General features: G+C 62.7%; 16 protein-coding genes. 1 reads left to right on the top strand and 15 read right to left on the bottom strand.

Annotated elements, in window-relative coordinates; genetic code table 11:
- Nucleotides 1-392: 392 nt before the first annotated feature.
- The 3 genes from lipA to NCR37_RS00975 all read right to left on the bottom strand — a co-directional run bounded on the left by lipA (nucleotide 393) and on the right by NCR37_RS00975 (nucleotide 2,595).
- Nucleotides 393-1,397 (bottom strand): lipoyl synthase, encoded by a 1,005-nt coding sequence (lipA, locus tag NCR37_RS00985; protein WP_250471114.1) that lies wholly within the window; start codon nucleotides 1,395-1,397, stop codon nucleotides 393-395.
- Nucleotides 1,394-2,197: a lipoyl(octanoyl) transferase LipB gene (gene lipB, locus NCR37_RS00980; protein WP_250471113.1), complete on the bottom strand. Its 804-nt coding sequence runs from the start codon at nucleotides 2,195-2,197 to the stop codon at nucleotides 1,394-1,396. Before lipB ends, lipA begins: the two co-directional genes overlap by 4 nt.
- A gap of 71 nt (nucleotides 2,198-2,268) precedes the next feature.
- The gene (locus tag NCR37_RS00975) at nucleotides 2,269-2,595 is read right to left on the bottom strand and encodes a DUF2917 domain-containing protein (RefSeq protein WP_175939120.1); all 327 of its coding nucleotides are present in this window, start codon (nucleotides 2,593-2,595) and stop codon (nucleotides 2,269-2,271) included.
- A gap of 123 nt (nucleotides 2,596-2,718) precedes the next feature.
- Between NCR37_RS00975 and NCR37_RS00970 the strand changes: the two genes are divergently transcribed.
- On the top strand, nucleotides 2,719-3,678 hold the full coding sequence (locus NCR37_RS00970) for a transcriptional regulator GcvA (RefSeq protein WP_250471231.1): 960 nt from the start codon (nucleotides 2,719-2,721) through the stop codon (nucleotides 3,676-3,678).
- On the opposite strand, the gene NCR37_RS00965 is transcribed toward NCR37_RS00970, so the two are convergent.
- The 12 genes from NCR37_RS00965 to NCR37_RS00910 form a co-directional block, all read right to left on the bottom strand.
- A complete protein-coding gene (locus NCR37_RS00965) occupies nucleotides 3,662-3,976 on the bottom strand; it encodes a DUF493 family protein (RefSeq protein ID WP_248320979.1) in 315 nt (104 codons plus the stop codon). The two genes, NCR37_RS00970 and NCR37_RS00965, sit on opposite strands and share 17 nt — an antisense overlap.
- A 10-nt stretch (nucleotides 3,977-3,986) precedes the next feature.
- On the bottom strand, nucleotides 3,987-4,904 hold the full coding sequence (locus NCR37_RS00960; protein ID WP_250471112.1) for a D-amino acid aminotransferase: 918 nt from the start codon (nucleotides 4,902-4,904) through the stop codon (nucleotides 3,987-3,989).
- 31 nt (nucleotides 4,905-4,935) lie between these two features.
- Nucleotides 4,936-6,168, bottom strand: a complete 1,233-nt coding sequence (locus NCR37_RS00955; protein ID WP_250471230.1) for a D-alanyl-D-alanine carboxypeptidase family protein — start codon at nucleotides 6,166-6,168, stop codon at nucleotides 4,936-4,938.
- A gap of 487 nt (nucleotides 6,169-6,655) precedes the next feature.
- Nucleotides 6,656-7,282, bottom strand: coding sequence for an alpha/beta hydrolase (locus NCR37_RS00950; RefSeq protein ID WP_250471111.1), 627 nt, complete (start codon nucleotides 7,280-7,282; stop codon nucleotides 6,656-6,658).
- An 11-nt stretch (nucleotides 7,283-7,293) separates the two neighbouring features.
- Nucleotides 7,294-7,623, bottom strand: coding sequence for a (2Fe-2S) ferredoxin domain-containing protein (locus NCR37_RS00945; protein ID WP_206467402.1), 330 nt, complete (start codon nucleotides 7,621-7,623; stop codon nucleotides 7,294-7,296).
- 292 nt (nucleotides 7,624-7,915) lie between these two features.
- On the bottom strand, nucleotides 7,916-8,194 hold the full coding sequence (locus tag NCR37_RS00940) for a PAAR domain-containing protein (protein ID WP_250471110.1): 279 nt from the start codon (nucleotides 8,192-8,194) through the stop codon (nucleotides 7,916-7,918).
- 9 nt (nucleotides 8,195-8,203) lie between these two features.
- Nucleotides 8,204-9,121 (bottom strand): hypothetical protein, encoded by a 918-nt coding sequence (locus NCR37_RS00935; RefSeq protein WP_250471109.1) that lies wholly within the window; start codon nucleotides 9,119-9,121, stop codon nucleotides 8,204-8,206.
- Nucleotides 9,118-10,218, bottom strand: a complete 1,101-nt coding sequence (locus tag NCR37_RS00930; protein ID WP_250471108.1) for a DUF2515 family protein — start codon at nucleotides 10,216-10,218, stop codon at nucleotides 9,118-9,120. The genes NCR37_RS00935 and NCR37_RS00930 overlap by 4 nt, the downstream gene beginning before the upstream one ends.
- Nucleotides 10,219-10,230: 12 nt before the next feature.
- A complete protein-coding gene (locus NCR37_RS00925) occupies nucleotides 10,231-12,930 on the bottom strand; it encodes a type VI secretion system Vgr family protein (RefSeq protein WP_250471107.1) in 2,700 nt (899 codons plus the stop codon).
- A gap of 785 nt (nucleotides 12,931-13,715) precedes the next feature.
- Nucleotides 13,716-14,864 (bottom strand): VanZ family protein, encoded by a 1,149-nt coding sequence (locus tag NCR37_RS00920; RefSeq protein ID WP_250471106.1) that lies wholly within the window; start codon nucleotides 14,862-14,864, stop codon nucleotides 13,716-13,718.
- Between the two features lie 49 nt (nucleotides 14,865-14,913).
- Nucleotides 14,914-15,540 (bottom strand): ABC-type transport auxiliary lipoprotein family protein, encoded by a 627-nt coding sequence (locus NCR37_RS00915; protein WP_250471105.1) that lies wholly within the window; start codon nucleotides 15,538-15,540, stop codon nucleotides 14,914-14,916.
- Nucleotides 15,541-15,574: 34 nt separating this feature from the next.
- Nucleotides 15,575-16,534: an MlaD family protein gene (locus tag NCR37_RS00910; protein WP_250471104.1), complete on the bottom strand. Its 960-nt coding sequence runs from the start codon at nucleotides 16,532-16,534 to the stop codon at nucleotides 15,575-15,577.
- Nucleotides 16,535-16,538: the final 4 nt, after the last annotated feature.

Below are 16,538 nucleotides of genomic sequence, written 5' to 3'. Positions count from 1 at the left end.
CCAGCGGCGAGCCGCGAAGTGCGGGCAAAGCGGCGACGCGTGGTGAGAAACCGCGCGTGCCGGATCGCGTCGCGTTAGCGAGAGCCGCTACGTCGACGGATCAGGGTCGGTTGAGTGCGAAGGGGGGCATCGGCTTGTCTCCTTGGGTTTTATGGGCGGCTTCGCGGGCCTTGGGTCTTTTTATGCAAGGGAGATGCCAGTGTGCGAATAGCTCCAAGCCGTTGAAACCAAAGGCGCCGCGCCGAACGCGGGCTAATGCGGCTCCGGGTTTCCGGAAAAGCGCTGCGCGGCTGTCCGATGATCTGGACGCCGCCCGCTTCCTTGCCGATTCAAGAGCGCGAAAAAAAACCCACGTCACCGTGGGTTTTCGTTAGCAGCACGCCGCAGCCCAATCAAACCACCCCCGCCCCGTGCGCCTGCAAATCCGCGTGATAACTCGACCGCACCATCGCGCCGACCGCCGCGTGCGTGAAGCCCATCTTGTACGCTTCTTCCTCGTACATTTTGAACGTATCCGGATGCACATATGCGCGCACCGGCAGATGGTGCTCCGACGGCTGCAAATACTGGCCGATGGTCAGCATATCGACATCGTGCGCGCGCAAATCGCGCATCACCTGAAGAATTTCCTCTTCCGTTTCGCCCAATCCGACCATCAGGCCCGACTTGGTCGCCACTTCCGGATGCAGCGCCTTGAAGTCCTTCAGCAGCCTCAGCGAATGGTGATAATCCGAACCCGGACGCGCTTCCTTATAAAGACGCGGCACCGTTTCGAGATTGTGGTTCATCACGTCGGGCGGCGCGGCGGTCAGAATATTGATCGCGCGGTCCAGACGCCCGCGAAAATCCGGCGTCAGAATCTCGATGCGCGTTTCCGGCGAATGTTCGCGCACCTGCCGGATGCACTCGACGAAGTGGGCCGCGCCGCCGTCGCGCAGATCGTCGCGGTCCACGCTGGTGATGACCACATACTTTAGCTTCAACGCGCCGATGGTGCGCGCGAGGTTCAGCGGCTCCTCGGGATCGAGCGGATCGGGACGGCCGTGGCCGACATCGCAGAACGGGCAGCGGCGCGTGCACTTGTCGCCCATGATCATGAACGTGGCCGTGCCCTTGCCGAAGCATTCGCCGATATTCGGGCAGCTCGCTTCTTCGCAGACGGTGTGCAGGTTGTGCTCGCGCAGAATCTGCTTGATTTCGTTGAACCGCGAATTGCCGGTCGCCGTGCGCACGCGAATCCACTCCGGCTTTTTCAGCTTCTCGATCGGCACGACCTTGATCGGAATGCGCGATGTCTTCGCCTGCGCCTTTTGTTTCGCGGTGGCGTCGTAGGGCGCGGGGATCGTCGGGGAAGCGGGAGCGGTGTCGCCTGCCAGGTTTGCGGTTGCGTCAGTCATTCGGTTGATCCGGTAGATGCAGCGGGACGGCTCGCGCCGTCTTGCGGTTGAGCGGCGGCGCTCGGCGTGCCGTCCATCTGATGCGCCAGTTTTTCGGCGAGCGTGAGTGCGACATCGCGCCAGCCGGCCACGACGCCGAGCGTCGCCATGTCGACCGTTTCGAGTCCCGCGTAGCCGCACGGGTTGATCGCGAGGAACGGCCGAAGGTCCATCTTCACGTTCAGGCTGACGCCGTGGTAGCTGCAGCCGTTGCGGATCTTGAGCCCGAGCGCGGCGATCTTCGCGCCCTCATGCAGTTCGTGCAACCGAACGTTCGCGCCGCGTTGCGCCTGAAGCGCCGTCGGCGCGGCCACGTAAATGCCCGGCGCGCCCGCCTTGCGGTCGGTCGCCAGATTATACGTTGCAAGCGTTTCGATCACGGCCTCTTCGATACGCCGCACCATCTCGCGCACCATGAGCTTGCGACGGCGCAAGTCGATGAGCAGATACGCGACGATCTGCCCCGGCCCGTGATAGGTGATCTGTCCGCCGCGATCCACCTTGACGAGCGGAATGCCGCTGTCGGCTAAGAGCAGATGCGCGGGATCGCCCGCGAGACCGAGCGTGAAGACCTGCGGATGCTCGACGAGCCAGATTTCGTCGGGCGTGTCGGGCGTGCGGGCGTCGGTGAACGCGCGCATCGCGTCGAAACTCTCGCCGTACGGTTCGAGGCCGCGCCAGCGCAGCCTGAGCTCGCCAGCGAGGTCGATGGCAGGCTCGGAGATAAGCTCGGTAGAAAATGCAAGCGGCGTGGCGGACATGATCCCGGTAGTTTACCGAAATCGCTTCATGCCCGCCGGCCGTGAAGACGAAGATAGACCAATGCGCACGCTCAGACGGTGCGCCAGCCGGCGCGAAAGCGCAGCGCGAGCCGCTCGATGCGCGCGGACAGCCAACGAATCGCGCGCTCGTCGCGACGCGGCACGATGGTGAACACGACGCGCGCGGGCTTCTCGCCTTCCGCCGAAAGCCATAGACGTTCGCGCTCGCGCAGGTTTAGCCGGTCGCCGGGCGCGAGCCAGTAGTCTTCGATGTCGTTGCTGCGTGTCGCCCAGACCGGGCTTCCGTGCACGGTGAGCCGCGTGCCGCGCGCAATGCGCATCGGCACGGTTTCGCCGGGATTGATTTCGAACGTGACGCTTGTTGATATTTCTCGCATGATCGACTCCGCCAACGGAACGTTTCGATGACTACAATCCTAGGCGTAGCAAGGCATGGGACCAAACGATCAATTTTCACCGCTATGTGAGCCGCATTGACAAACGCATCCGCGAACATCCACATGGACCTGCGCCAGCTTCCCGCGCTGAACGCGCTGCGGGCCTTCGAAGCCGCCGCCCGTCACGAAAGCTTTTCGCGCGCTGCCGACGAGCTTTTCGTCACGCACGGCGCGGTCAGTCATCAGATACGCGCGCTGGAGGCCGAACTCGGCGTGGCGCTTTTCGCCCGCGACGGCAAGCGCGTGCGCCTCACCGACCGCGGCCGCCAGTACGCAGCCGACGTGCGCGCGGCGCTCGTGGCGCTCGCGGAATCGACGCGGCGCATGCGCTCGGGCGACCGGGACCGGCGGCTCGTCGTGTCCATGCTGTCGTCGTTTTCGGCGCGGTGGCTCACGTCGCGCGTGGGCGGATTCATCGAAAAGCATCCGGAGTTCGATCTCGAACTGCTGTCGACGAACGCGCTCACCGACTTCAGCCGCGACGACGTGGACGTGGCCATCCGCTTCGGCTATGGCAAGTATTCGGGCGTGCACGCCGAGCCGTTGCTCGACGAAGTGTTTTTTCCGGCGTGCTCGCCGCGCTTCAACGGCGGCGCGTTGCCGCGCGCGCCCGCCGATCTCGCGAACATGCCGCTCCTGCGCTCCGGCGACGAACTATGGCGTCCGTGGTTCGACGCGGCCGGCTTGCCGGACATGCCGGAGCCCAAGCGCGGCGTCTTGTTCGAGGATTCGTCGAATTCGCTGCAGGCGGCCATCGACGGCCAGGGGATCGCGCTCGTGCGGCGCTCGCTCGCGATGCAGGAAATCATCGACGGGCGGCTCGTGAGGCTTTTCAACGTGGATGGTCCGAGTCCGTGGACCTACTTCTTCGTGTGTCCGCCGGAGTTGCTGGCGACCAAGCGCGTGCAGGCTTTCAGGGAGTGGATTTTCTCCGAAGCGGAGAAGTTCAGGCAGCTTTACGAGCGCACGCCCGCCGTGTGCGATGCGCCCGCAGCCGCAGGCAATCTCAGAGCACTACCTTGACCATCGGGTGCCCGGTGAGCGCGCGATAGATGTCGTCCAGATGCGCGCGGTTCTGCGCGCGAACCGTGCACGTCAGACCCGTGTAGTTGCCGCCGGACGACGGCCGCGCTTCGACGCGCGTCACGTCGAACTCGTTGTCGAACTCGCGGATCACGGTGACGATGGTGTCCTGAAACTCGGGATGCGACTTGCCCATCACCTTGATCGGGAAATCGCAGGGGAAGTTGAACAGCTCGTCGGTGCTGCTGGCCTGCGTCGGATCGGCCGACTGCGGCTTGGAATCGAATGAATCGGACATGGGTTTCTCCTTAACCGGCGCGGCTCGCCTGCTGCGCGAACTCGCGCGACTTCGCCCGCTGGTAGGCGTCGTACAGCGCAGCATAGACCGGGCCGGGACGGCCGTCGCCGACGGCCTGGCCGTCGAGCGTGGTGATCGGCATGACTTCCTTCGTCGCCGAGCTGATCATGATTTCGTCGGCGGCGCGCAGCTCGGCCTCGGTGATGTCGCGTTCCTCGAACCGAATGCCCGCCTCGGCCGCGAGTTCCTCGACGAGCCCGTAACGGATACCTTCGAGGATGCGCGGGCCGCGCGGCACGCCCAGCAGCGCGCCGTCCTTCACTACCCACACATTTGAGGACGAACCTTCGGTAAGCAAGCCGTCGCGCAACTGGATGGTTTCGAGCGCGTCGTTTTCCGCCGCGTGCTGCGCCATCAGCACGTTGCCGAGCAGCGAGACCGATTTGATGTCGCAGTGCAGCCAGCGCTTGTCCTCGGCCGTCACGGCGACCGCGCCTTGCGCGCGGCTCGCGGCGCTCGGCAGCACGAGCGGACTCAGCATCACGAAAACGGTCGGCGTGATGCCGGCCGGGAACGCGTGCCCGCGCTTTTTCGCGACGCCGCGCGTCACCTGAATGTAGACAAGGGCGTCGCCCGGACCAGCGTTCGCCTCGATCGCGCGGGCGATGAGCGCGCGCCAGCCGGCGTCGTCGAACGGATTCTCGATGCGGATCTTGCCGAGACTCCGGTTCAGCCGCGCGAGATGCTGCGTGAGCCGGAACGGCAGACGCGCGCCGCCGCCCTGCGCGTAGAGCGGGACGACTTCATAGATGCCGTCGCCGAAGATGAAGCCCCGATCCAGCACCGGAATGCGCGCTTCGGAAAGCGGTCCCCACTCGCCGTTCAGATAGACCGTCGGGTTGAAGTCGTCGGCTTGGCTTTGACTCATTCGGACCGCTCCGTTGGAACAGAAAACGCGATTACTTCTTCTTTTGCCACATCAGCAGCGCGGAATCCCACAGGCGGCCGAAGAGGCCGGCTTGCGGCACGTCCTGCAACGCGACGAGCGGGAACTGCGCTACGTCACGGCCGTCCGCCATCATGCGCACGGTGCCGATCTGCTGGCCCTTCTTGATCGGCGCGATCAGCAAGTCGTTGCGCGTGATAGTCGGCTTGACCTTGTCGCCGAGACCCTTCGGCACGGTGATGTACTGATCCGTCTCGACGCCCGCCTGCACGTTGTCGGTCGCGCCCTTGTACACGCGCGGCGATTCGATCACCTGGTTCGCCTTGTAGAGGCGCAGCGCGTCATACGCGGTGTAGCCGTAGTTCAGCATCTTGAGGCTGTCCTGCACGCGCGCCGATTCCTTCGGCTCGCCCATCATGACGGCGACGAGACGCCGGCTCGCGTCCGGCATGCCCGGCAGCGAACGCTTGGCCGTGGCGATCAGGCAATAGCCCGCCGCTTTCGTGTGGCCGGTCTTGAGACCGTCGACGCTCGGATCGAGCCACAGCAGGCGGTTGCGGTTCGGCTGCTTGATCTTGTTGTACGTGAATTCCTTCTCCGAGAAGATGCTGTAGTACTCGGGAAAGTCGCGGATCAGGCGCGTCGACAGCACGGCGAGGTCGCCTGCCGTCGTGTAGTGCTGCGGATCAGGCATGCCGTTCACGTCGGCATAGTGCGTGTGCTTCATGCCGATGCGCTGCGCCGCGCCGTTCATCAGATTGACGAAGTTGGCCTCGCTGCCGCCGACGAGTTCCGCGAGCGCGATGGCCGCGTCATTGCCCGACTGGATGATCATGCCGTACACGAGGTCATGCACCGTGACCGGCTTGTTCGCCTCGATGAACATGCGCGACTCGTCCGTCCTCACGCGGCGCACCGCCTCGGTCGGCATGACCGTCTGGTCCATGTTGATCTTCTTGGACTTCAGCGCGTCGAAGACGAGATACGCGGTCATCAGCTTCGTGAGCGACGCCGGCTCGACGCGTTCATCCGGATTGCCGGATGCGAGCACCTGATTGCTGGTGGCATCGACGAGCACCCACGAATGCGCCGTCACCGCGGGCGGCGGCACCTGCGCGAACGCGCTCGCGGCAGCGAGCATGGCCGGCAGCACGACGGCGGCCTTGAATGCGCGGCGGTGAATGGCGGTAGTGGAAACGAAAGCGGAGACGGGCGAAACAGAAAAGCCGGAAGGGAAAAAGCGCATAGGATCGGTCGGCAGAAAGAGCATCGGCGCTCCGCCCGGGATGATCCGAAAGGCGGCGAAGCGCGGGTTGAACAGGCAGACCGTTCGTGCCGGTCGCGCTCTTCGCCTGCTGGCGGAAACGGGCACGCGGGGGTACCGCGGCGAAGGAGCGCACATTCGACAGACGGCCGCGCCATCGGTTCTCAAACGTTTGTTTTCGAACGTCGCGTAGGCCGGCAATGAGCCGGCGCTCTGGCGTCGGGCTTTTCGCCGCAGCGTCGGGTCACAGCGTGCGGACACAACGTTGGAAAGCAGCGTTGGAAAGCAGCGTTGTGACACGGAGTCGCGGCGAAAAAATTCTGCGCCATTATACGCGCGGCCAAGAGCGTGATTACGGCGAATCTGCGTGAGACCGGCGCCAATCCGCGCTTTTTCAGGCGATGCCTTAAGCGAAAAGTCGAATTGCGATGACGGCCTGAGCCGGCGCGCGGCGAAAGCCTTCGGAAGGCTAACGCCAGGCGTCGACGATCACGCGCTTGAGAATATGCAGCTTGCGATGGAAGAAATGCTCGCCGCCCGGAATGACGACGACCGGCAGTTCCTGCGGCCGCGCCCAGTCGTAGACGGAGGCGATGGGCACCGTATCGTCCACTTCGCCGTGGATCACGAGCGTGTTCTCGGGCACCGGCGCGACTTCCCAGCGGCTCGCCGCCGTGCCGACGAACACCATGCGCTCGATTGCCTGCCCGCTTTCCTGCATGCGCTTCGCGACATGCGACAGCACGAAGGTGCCGAAGGAAAAGCCCGCGAGCACGATGGGCACGTCGCGCTGGCCGGGCTGCGCGCGCATGTGTTCGATGACCGCGAGCAGGTCTTCGCGCTCCCCGATGCCGTTGTCGTGCTCGCCTTCGGTCTGCCCGACGCCGCGGAAATTGGAGCGATACGTCGTATAGCCGAGCTGCACGAAGGTGCGCGCGAGCGTTTGCGCGACCTTGTTGTCCATCGTCCCGCCGAAGAGCGGATGCGGATGCGCGACGAGCGCGATGCCGCGCGGCGCGGACTCCGTGCGATCGAGCGCGACTTCGATCTTGCCCGCCGGGCCGTCGATGAGAAACTTTTCTGTTTGCGCGTTCATGAAGGCGGGCGTCAGACGGGTTGATCGATCAGAAGACGCTCGACGATCTTGCCGTTGGCGAGATGCGAATCGACGATTTCGTCGATGTCGGTTTCATCGACATACGTGTACCACGTGCCTTCCGGATACACGACGACGACCGGCCCTTGCTCGCAGCGGTCCAGACAGCCGGCCTTGTTGATGCGCACTTTGCCTTCGCCGGCGAGGCCGAGCTTCTTCACGCGCTTTTTCGCGTGCTCCTGCATGGCTTGCGCGTTGCAGTTCGCGCAACTGGGACGCGAGGCGTCGGCATCGCGCTGATTCAGGCAGAAGAACACGTGGTACTTGTAGAAGGAGTCCATGAGCGTCCGGCGATGGGGGTGTCGGTCGATTATAGCGAGCGATGTCGGGGGACGTGTCGGCGGGAGTTGGCGCTTCAGCGCCTACTCCCGCCCCATGCAAGGCGGTCGGCGGGAGTTGGCGCTTTAGCGCCTTACTCCCGCCCCATGCAGAGCGGTCGGCGGGAGTTGGCGCTTCAGCGCCTTACTCGTGCCCGATGCAAGACGCTCGGCGGGAGTTGGCGGATTCGAGCCCCCTCGCAACCGGCGACTTTGAGCAGCTTGCGCAAACGGTGCCGTGATCTTCCTCCAGTTGCTAATCGACAAGTCGAGCAATGAGTAACGCACCGCATGTCGTCGAATGCCCTTCGAGTGCAACCGGAGCGCCGAAGTCCAAGCTATCGTCATAGCCTTCAGCGATCACGAACACGTGCGGTGTGCACCGAGGGCACGTGACTTTGTCGCCTTTGCGGGCGATCGGAATATCACTCGGGCCCCAAGTCGATGACGGGCTACCGGAAACAACTCGACCTCCATGATCGGTGGCATCGCCGACGACAATCTGCGCCCTGCCAGCCACCGTTGAGCGTTCCATTCGCATCTCCTATTGCGTGCGGTTTTCTGAGGCTTTAAGGCTCAAGATGGGCGGATCTTGGTAAGTCGTGTCGATTGTATAACCCGCAGCACGCAATCTTGCCTCTGCCTTGATGCGGTCCTCGTGGTATTTTGCAAGTTCAGCGGAGATCAGTACTTTCCAATTGTCGATTCGCTCAGCATTACCTGCAAAGTAACCAATCCCGTAAAAACCGAATTCGCTCTGCGCATCCACGCCTAGTAAATAGGTACTCTTACCGACAAGTCCTGCCATATTGCTCTCATCGACGACGACTTCCAGATACACGCCATCGGCTTGGAATAACCATCGGGGACGGTTCGGCAACATCGACTTCCACTCTTCAATGGTGGGAGTGTAAGTGGAATCTAGGGAGTAAACGCCGCCTACTCCTGAAGAAGCATTGTAGATCCACGCTTCTCTACCTTTTAAACGAGGCAGGCTCGCAGGAATGTAACGTTTCCATCCCACAGCACGTAGTAGCGCCAGCAACGACATGACACGACCGCGCGCAGCTTCGTGCGTGTCAGCCTGTTCTGGACTCACGCCGAAATTGATGTCCCACTGATAGATTCCTTTGGGCACGTCCTCATCCGCAGTCCCAAGCACGGACAACACATTGTCCAGTACAAAGGTGTGCTTTCCATGAGCAAATTCGACTGTACCCAAGCTACCTCTCTGCCACTCACGCTGATAAAACGTCGTGCCAGTTGGATGCTTATCGATAGACGCGCCGGGACCATCGAGGTCAGACAGCTGGGGATTGCCAAGGCGGATAAGTGTGTGCGTCTGAGACATCTCTTTCCCTAAAATTGCGGTTGAGCCGAGCGCCCAGTGCGGCGCATGAAGAATCGTTGCGCAGACCACCAGTACTGCGAGAAGAATACCTGCTGCAGAGACCCCTCTCATGAAGACACCTCGGCATCGCCCCAGCTCTTTATTTCCGTCAAGAAGACGTACATCTGCGATCTTCTCTTCCCTTGCATGAGATTATGGTATTTTCGGGCTGCACCTTTTATCCAACTCATACGCTGCCTGTAATCTTCAAGGACAAGTCCCTCAGGTGCATCAGAGTTCAACTCCTCGTCATCGGTCTGATACTCGGGGCTCAATACAAGTCGAAGGCTTGGCACTAACGCGCCAACGAGCGGCGCCTTCGAAGCGATTCGCTGGGTTCCCAACCATCCGCAAAAGGAAGGATCGTCATAAATCAGACCTTGCAACACCTCGCCCTGCTCGTGTTGAGCAATCGCTAGCAAGTGCGCGAAAGCGTATGTAGCCTTCAGGATGGGATCCTGGATTAGTTCCCACATAGCGATCGCGTTGAAACCTCGCATTACTGTGGGCGTGCATTGCAAGTAACCCAGCTGCTTTTTCTTCTCTCCGGTCTCCGCATCTATAACGTAAGGAATTTTGTCAATTGATTCAGCATAACCCTTCTGACGCTTGAAGTTAGCCGAAACCTGTGCGACAAATTTCTCGCTGTTCCGCGACGGCGCGCAGGCCATGAAGGTATCTGAACCTGCGGCATACCCATAGAACCAGGCCAATACATCATTAAAGAGCCAAAGATTACCTCGACCCAGCCCTTCATAGAGCTCGGACCATCTTGCTAAATACTTCACCTGCCATTGATGTAATGTCGCCGCTACCTGTTTCGACGCGAAAGCGCCCAAACCAAGCCAATAAAATCGGCCGATCTTGCTTTTGTCTCCAAGGTGAAAGTCCTCGAGAAACACGCGTGCGTAGGCAGCTGCGATCCGGCGTGCACGTAGCTCGTAGTTGCTAACGAATTCGGGAGCGGACGTTTCCAGTTGTCTGCGCGAAAGGCAACGATCTCCCTCGCGATAGTCGGGCATGTGATTGTGCGTCGGCGCGTGAGTCACGATCTGTCGCATCGCAAACTGTTGTGCGAGCGACCAAATGATGTTGCAACAACATTTCGCATCCACGCAGGTATCTGGCTCGGGATTTGTCTCGCCGGTAACAGTAAGGTTGTCAGCCACAAGAATTCCTCTTCATCGTTGTTGCGCGCCCGGATCCGCCGCTGCGCCGGATGCAGCTGCGAACTCGTCCCAATGCAGCGCGAATTTCACGCTTTCTGACTGTTCGGTGTTTAGTGACGGCGTTCGTCCCGCAGCGTCTGTGCGAGAAACGTGTCCGCCGGATGCCGCTTGCACGACGTAGTCCACTCCCGGCAACGGCTGGCCGGTAGGTGAAAGAACCCGGAACACTTGATCGTTCGCCTGTACGTCCGGCAGCCCCCGCAGACTCAAACCGATCGGCTTGGGAGGCATGTTCCTGGCTCTTGCGTTAACCTCGTAGACGCCTGCACCTACCGTGACCTTCCCGTTTTTTAAGCTGATATAGCTGTCGCCGCCATGAATCATTACCTCTTCGCTGGCTTTGATCGTTATGCGATTGGCCGTCTGTGTGATGTCAAGTTTCGCTAACAGGTGGATGCTCTTCTTAAGAGCCTGCACGTCGATGTCCTCTGCGTAAGACACCATGCGTATACCTAGCTTGTAGGCAAAAAAGCGAATTGCCTTATGGGCGGAGGCCAACAGGCTCCCGCCCGTGCTCGCCGCCAGATGCCCCCCGGTGGTTACGACGGTATGTGCGCCGCTATGGATGACTGCATTATCTGCAGCGGTCTGCACGATGTCCGCAGCGGACGCAAGAACGACATGTGGACTGCTGGGCCCCGGAAGATCCGCGGCGCCGGAGGCAATCGAACTCTGCAACGCGGATAGCTGTTTTTCAAGAGCCTGCGATACGTCGCGCCGATCCGGCGCTTCTCGTACATTAGCCTCGACGGCCGCACGGGCAAGCACATCCTGCTGCTCGTGAGCCTGCTGTAAACGTTGAATCGTCTCGCCTATGTCCATCGCAGGGCAACTTGCGCCGTCGCGCCTCTCCGTGGTCACGAGCATGCCCCGATTCGCCCGCAACACGCCCCACGCGTCCGTGGCCAACTCCCAACCGAGCCCCCGCGCCTGCTGGCGCCCTGCCTGGTACACGATTCGCGTGTTGTAACCCAGCACGAGCCGCGAGTTCGCCTGATCACTCGCCACCTGCACCTGCTGCTGACCGGGCGTGTCATCGGTCACGACATAGTTGTGCCCCTGCCCCTGCAACGCATGGCTCACCAGCCCCGTGAGCGCCATGTTCTTCGGCAGCTCGAACGGCGGCGGATTGAACTGATTGACCTTGCTCGACATCACGAACGGCTTATCGGGATCGCCCTCGTGATAGCCGATGGTCACTTCATCGCCGATGCGCGGCACCGACACGAAGCTATGCGGCCCGCCGTGCCACGGCAACGACACGCGCACCCAGCAGCTCGAGTTCTGGTCCATCTGCCCGAGCCGGTCCCACTTGAACTGCACGCGTACGCGCGCGTAACCGTCCAGCCACAGCGGTTGCTTCTCGGGTCCCACGACGACCGCCGTCTCCGGATGGGCACGTGGCTTTTGCGTCGGCACGAGCTTGAAGAAGATGGTGGCCGGCTGCAGCACCATCTCCGTCACGCAGTGGTACTGGGCATCGCTGCCGGGCGTGACCGTGAGTTCATCGGGATTGCGGATGTCGATCGAAGTCGACACCACTAGATAGTTCGCATTGAGCTTTTGCTCGGGATGCCCCTCGATCTTGAGCCTTCTGCCCGTCATGATGCCGCGCGCGTTCGCCGTGGCGTGCACACGAAAGCCTTCGCTGCGTAGCGCCTCCACGCGCACGCGCGCCAGATAATCGGCCTCATTGCGATGATCGTTCGGCTGGCCGTCCAGTCCCATCGCGCCTGCGAGCGGCTGCGTGTAATCGCCCCAGTGGTACTGCGCGATGTTGTCGAACGACGACTCGCTGTAACGTTGCTGGTTGCGATCGAAGGAGCCGTTCGACAACGTATAGTCGTAGTCGTTGACGGTCACGTCGCCCGGCGTGATCTGACGCAGCACCTTGAGGCTATGGATGTGCTCCTCGTCAATGCGCTTATCTTCGGGCGCGTGATACAGGACCGTGTCGTAGGCGTTGCCGCGCTTCTTGTGCGAGCCGGGCGAATCGCACAAGACGAGCGTCATGCCATCGAAGTGGTAATAAAGGCCCCACTCAGTCCAGAGCTGCTGTAGGAATTCGTAGTCGCTCTGCCAGAACTGTCGGATGAAGTCGCGCTTCGGAAAGACGTTGTTGTTCAGCGCGACCGCCGCGAGGCGCGTCTTCCACGGGAACTTATAGTTTCCGCTCTTGAGAACACTCTCGGTTACGTCCAAGACGCTCATGTCCTGGAACACCCGGCTATCTCGATTCTGCGTGGCGAGCCACAGCCACGGCCTCACCGTGAAACGGTAGTAGACGCGCCGGTCATCGCTGCCGGTCTGCTGCACTTCGGTGATGATGCCGTTGATCGTGCGCACGCCCGCGCCGACGTTGCCCGCGCCGAGATCGCCGGGTAGCCCGGGAATGAACGTTCCCTTGCCCTCGAATTCGATCTGGATGGCGATCGTTTTACCAATCAAATCATCAGGCTTGAGGAGCTTGCGTGCGTCCCAGATGCGAAACGTCGGGCTGTCGACGGATGCTAAGTCCACCTCATATTGAAACAGCTCGCCGAGCGCCTCGACGCCCCGCACCCGCTGAGGGATGAGGATCTCCTTGCAGCCCCAGGCGGGCAGCGCGTCGCACTCGATTCTCAGCGTGCGGCTTTGCAGCGGGTTGAACATCGGATACTTCTCCAGGTTCTTTCAACTGAGTCACCGCTTGTGCCGTGTGAAGAGTGACTTGAATTTTCCTTGCCTCATATCAACCAACGCTCGGCGTCAGGTTATGCAAATAACTGCCGCAGCGACGAGACGAAGCCACGCGACTTGTCATCGAGACGCATCTCGACGCACCGTCTGCTAATAGGCATGCTCCGAAGCAGCACAAATAAGGTGCGGATCGCCGATGCTTCCAATGACCATCTCAGAGTGCGCGAGTCTATGGATGATGCTGAGCGAACTCGTGCCCCGTCGCTTACGTGAGACGCGACGCGCCAAGCTAGACGTGGCGAACGCGCGGATTGATACGACTCACGCCGGCCGATGCGCGACATTCCGCAGCCGGCCGACGCCGTGGTCGTACGGCGGTCAAGAGAAGCATAGGAATGCGAACGGCAAGCGCGTAAGCGATCACGCGGCAAAGATGCCCGTAAGTTACCAGTCGGGCCCTAATAGTGGGATACGACTTTTCCTAAAGAAAATTGGCGTGCGCGTCTGCAGCTTATCGATGCATGTTCTGTTCTTTTAGCGCCCGCAATAGGCGCTTGGGCCTTCTCGTCGATTCCCGAGGTCGGCACAGGCCGCGCCGCATCAACGATGCGCAAGCAGGCTCAGCGCTGAACGTCGCGGGTAACGGCAACGCCACGCCGCCAAGATGTCCGCCCGGATCGGCAATCGTCTAACGACGGCGTTTTACGCAACGCCATTGGTTCATCAGAGCGGTGCTGGGGAGCGCGCACGCCTTCGCTCTAACCCCGCCTTCCCATCCACGCCCTTTCCGCCGCCGACGCGAGCCACCCGAGCGCCGCATACGGCCACACCCATGCGAGCCAGTGCAGCAGCCCGTTGAAATGCAGATACCGCCCCTGCCGCCAATCCGCGAGCACGATGTCGAAGTACGGATTCACCGGCAGCAGGTTCACGAGCGCGAGCCCCGCGACGAGCGCCGCGCCCGCCAGCGCCGCCCGCAGCGCACGCGGCAGCGACACGGCCAGCAAGCCCGCCACCGCGCCGATCCCGATGCCTTCGAGCGCGCCGTCCGTCGCCCAGTCGAAGGTGAGCCCGGCGCGCGACTGCAGGAACGACGCGCCCGCCTTCGCCACCAGCGTCGCGACGATCAGCCCGAGCATCAGCCGGATGCGCGGCGCGCGCTCGCGCGTGAGCAGCGTGACGAGCACGAGCGCCGCGAACAGATTCGACGACGTGATCATCGCTTCCCACGATTCGTCGGGCAACAGCGCGCCGAGCCGGTCAGGCCACGTTTCCACGTCCCACGCGGCGGGCGTCCACGCGAGAATCGCGTCCTGCATCGCCGGATCGAGCTGATCCCACAGGACGCGCGGCAAGTCGCCGCCGCCGAAGAGATACGGCGCCGGAAACATCGACGAGAACGGCCACAGCGCCGACAGCCCGATCACGTAGGCCGCGTGTCGCTCGAACCACGTGAAGCGAATCCGCCGCAGCAAGCCGCGGTCGAGCAGCGAACTGGTCGCGGGCGCGGCCAGCACGCCGCCGATCAAAGCGCCGAGCGCATTGGCGGCGAGATCGAGGTTGGACGCGACGCGCGTCGGCAGATACGTCTGGATGGATTCCATCGCGCCCGACAAGAGCGCGCCGCCCGCGAACGCCGCGCACACCGCCAGCGAGCCGCGCCAGCGCGGATACAGCGCGAGCACGATCAGCGCGCCGAGCGGCATATAGCCGAGCACGTTGGTGACGACATCGAAGGCCGTCAGGTAACGCGGCAGCGGATCGGTCAAGAACGCGAACGGCCCGAGGCCGAGGGAGCGCCAGCCGGAAAACGGATACAGCGAGCCGTACACGACGAGCACCGCGTACGCGACGAGCGCCTGCCGCGAGAACGCCGACGGTCGGCGCTGCCATTGCTTGATCGTCATGAGCCGCCCAAGCGCGTCCATCCGAGCGGAAGGGCGATGAAACGCGCCGTCATCGCGATGCAGTGAGCGGCTGCGCGCCGAGCCACGCGCCCAGTTGCGCGATCAGATCGTCCGATGCCGCCGCCAGCGCCCGCGCGCCGCCCGATGCATCGGCCCTCGGCGCGGGCGCGCTCGCCGTGAACATGCGCTGCGCGATGACGCGGCCATGCTGCGTGAGCGTCGCGCGCACCGAGACGACGCCGTGGCTCTTTTCCGGCGCATCGAAGACCTGTTCGAAGCCGGTCAGCTCGATCTCCAGCAACGGCGCGCGCACCGTGTCCGCGCCCGTGAGCACCGGGCCGCGTTGCGAAAGCGTATCGCGCAAACGCTGCGTGAGAAGCTGCGCGGGCGGCATCGTCCAGTGGCTCGTCGCATAGCTGCCGGTGCGCTGGGCATCGACGTAACCCAGGCGATAGACGAACGCGTCGGTTTCCAGATCGCGCGACGCGCGCACCGCCAGCACTTTGACCGGCGGCATCGGCGCTTCAGTCGCAGGACTCGCAGGATTGGCGGCGGGCCGCGCGCCGAGGTCGTACCGCGCGTCCGGCGTCGCGGGCGGGCTTGTCGCGCAGCCCGCGAGCATCGCGATGCAGGCGAGCGCAAGCGCCAACGGTCGTTTCAACTCAGCACGTGACATATGAATCCTTCGTTGTCCTGTTCCATGGCCTCGTTCAGCGCGATGGATTCGCGGGCCACGCGAAGCCCGGCTCGCCCGGCCCCGGCGGCATCGACGGCGCGCCGAACAGCACGCTGCGCGGACTCGCGCTGAACGTATCGGCGGCGCGGTCGAGCGAGCGCGCGGCGGCGCCGAGATCTTCGGTGAACGAATAGAGGCGCGGCAATGCCTCGAAGCTCACGCGCGCCGTCACGTCGCGCAGCGATTCGTTCATGTCCGCGAGCGCGGCTGCCGCCTGCTGCGCCGCGTCGCCCGCTTTGTTCAGGTTGGTCACGAACGGTCCGTTCTCGCGATTCAGGTTCTGGATCAGCGCGTTCGTCGAAGCGAGCGTGCGATCGAGCTGATTCAGCGTCTGCGGCAGATGCGCGGTTGCGGGCGCGACCTGGCTCGCGAGCGACGCGATGCCGTCCGCCGCGCCCTTCAGGCTTTTCGTGGTGTCGAGCAGCTGATCGCGCACGTCGTCGGAGAGGAACTTGTCCGCGTCTTCCGAAAGGCGTTCGAACTTGCGCAGGATCACATCGCCGCGTTCCTGCAACTGCTCGAAAAGCCCCGGACGCATCGGCACTTCCGCGACGTGCTGCGGCGACGACGCGAGCGCGGTCGTGTCCTTGCCGCTGTCGTCGAGCTGCACGAACGCGATGCCCGTCACGCCCTGAAAGCCGAGCGTCGCGAAGGTGGAGTGCGTCATCGGCGCGTTTTTATCGACAAGAATGCGGATGCGGATCTGCCCCGGATGCGCCCGGTCGAAGCGGATCGACTCGACCTTGCCGACGCCGAGGCCGCGATAACGCACGGCGGCATCGGTGAAGAGGCCCGTCACGTTGGTCCGCGCGATCAGGTCATACGGCACGCGCACCGTGCGGTCCACGTTGAAGAAAAACGCCGCGAACGCAATGGCCAGCACGAGAACGATGGTGAAAAGCCCGGTCCAAAACGCGTGTGATTTGTTTTCCATCGGC

Origin of the sequence: Caballeronia sp. GAFFF1, from assembly GCF_023630705.1 — a bacterium.
Taxonomy (GTDB): Bacteria; Pseudomonadota; Gammaproteobacteria; order Burkholderiales; family Burkholderiaceae; genus Caballeronia.
Note: the sequence above shows the minus strand (reverse complement) of the source record. Positions and strands in the feature narration are given on the sequence as shown.

What these genes read in the sequence shown, in the direction of transcription:
- lipA (WP_250471114.1), bottom strand. Translation starts at nt 1,397, where the DNA reads ATGACTGACGCAACCGCAAACCTGGCAGGCGACACCGCTCCCGCTTCC.
- lipB (WP_250471113.1), bottom strand. Translation starts at nt 2,197, where the DNA reads ATGTCCGCCACGCCGCTTGCATTTTCTACCGAGCTTATCTCCGAGCCT.
- NCR37_RS00975 (WP_175939120.1), bottom strand. Translation starts at nt 2,595, where the DNA reads ATGCGAGAAATATCAACAAGCGTCACGTTCGAAATCAATCCCGGCGAA.
- NCR37_RS00970 (WP_250471231.1), top strand. Translation starts at nt 2,719, where the DNA reads ATGGACCTGCGCCAGCTTCCCGCGCTGAACGCGCTGCGGGCCTTCGAA.
- NCR37_RS00965 (WP_248320979.1), bottom strand. Translation starts at nt 3,976, where the DNA reads ATGTCCGATTCATTCGATTCCAAGCCGCAGTCGGCCGATCCGACGCAG.
- NCR37_RS00960 (WP_250471112.1), bottom strand. Translation starts at nt 4,904, where the DNA reads ATGAGTCAAAGCCAAGCCGACGACTTCAACCCGACGGTCTATCTGAAC.
- NCR37_RS00955 (WP_250471230.1), bottom strand. Translation starts at nt 6,168, where the DNA reads ATGCGCTTTTTCCCTTCCGGCTTTTCTGTTTCGCCCGTCTCCGCTTTC.
- NCR37_RS00950 (WP_250471111.1), bottom strand. Translation starts at nt 7,282, where the DNA reads ATGAACGCGCAAACAGAAAAGTTTCTCATCGACGGCCCGGCGGGCAAG.
- NCR37_RS00945 (WP_206467402.1), bottom strand. Translation starts at nt 7,623, where the DNA reads ATGGACTCCTTCTACAAGTACCACGTGTTCTTCTGCCTGAATCAGCGC.
- NCR37_RS00940 (WP_250471110.1), bottom strand. Translation starts at nt 8,194, where the DNA reads ATGGAACGCTCAACGGTGGCTGGCAGGGCGCAGATTGTCGTCGGCGAT.
- NCR37_RS00935 (WP_250471109.1), bottom strand. Translation starts at nt 9,121, where the DNA reads ATGAGAGGGGTCTCTGCAGCAGGTATTCTTCTCGCAGTACTGGTGGTC.
- NCR37_RS00925 (WP_250471107.1), bottom strand. Translation starts at nt 12,930, where the DNA reads ATGTTCAACCCGCTGCAAAGCCGCACGCTGAGAATCGAGTGCGACGCG.
- NCR37_RS00920 (WP_250471106.1), bottom strand. Translation starts at nt 14,864, where the DNA reads ATGACGATCAAGCAATGGCAGCGCCGACCGTCGGCGTTCTCGCGGCAG.
- NCR37_RS00915 (WP_250471105.1), bottom strand. Translation starts at nt 15,540, where the DNA reads ATGTCACGTGCTGAGTTGAAACGACCGTTGGCGCTTGCGCTCGCCTGC.
- NCR37_RS00910 (WP_250471104.1), bottom strand. Translation starts at nt 16,534, where the DNA reads ATGGAAAACAAATCACACGCGTTTTGGACCGGGCTTTTCACCATCGTT.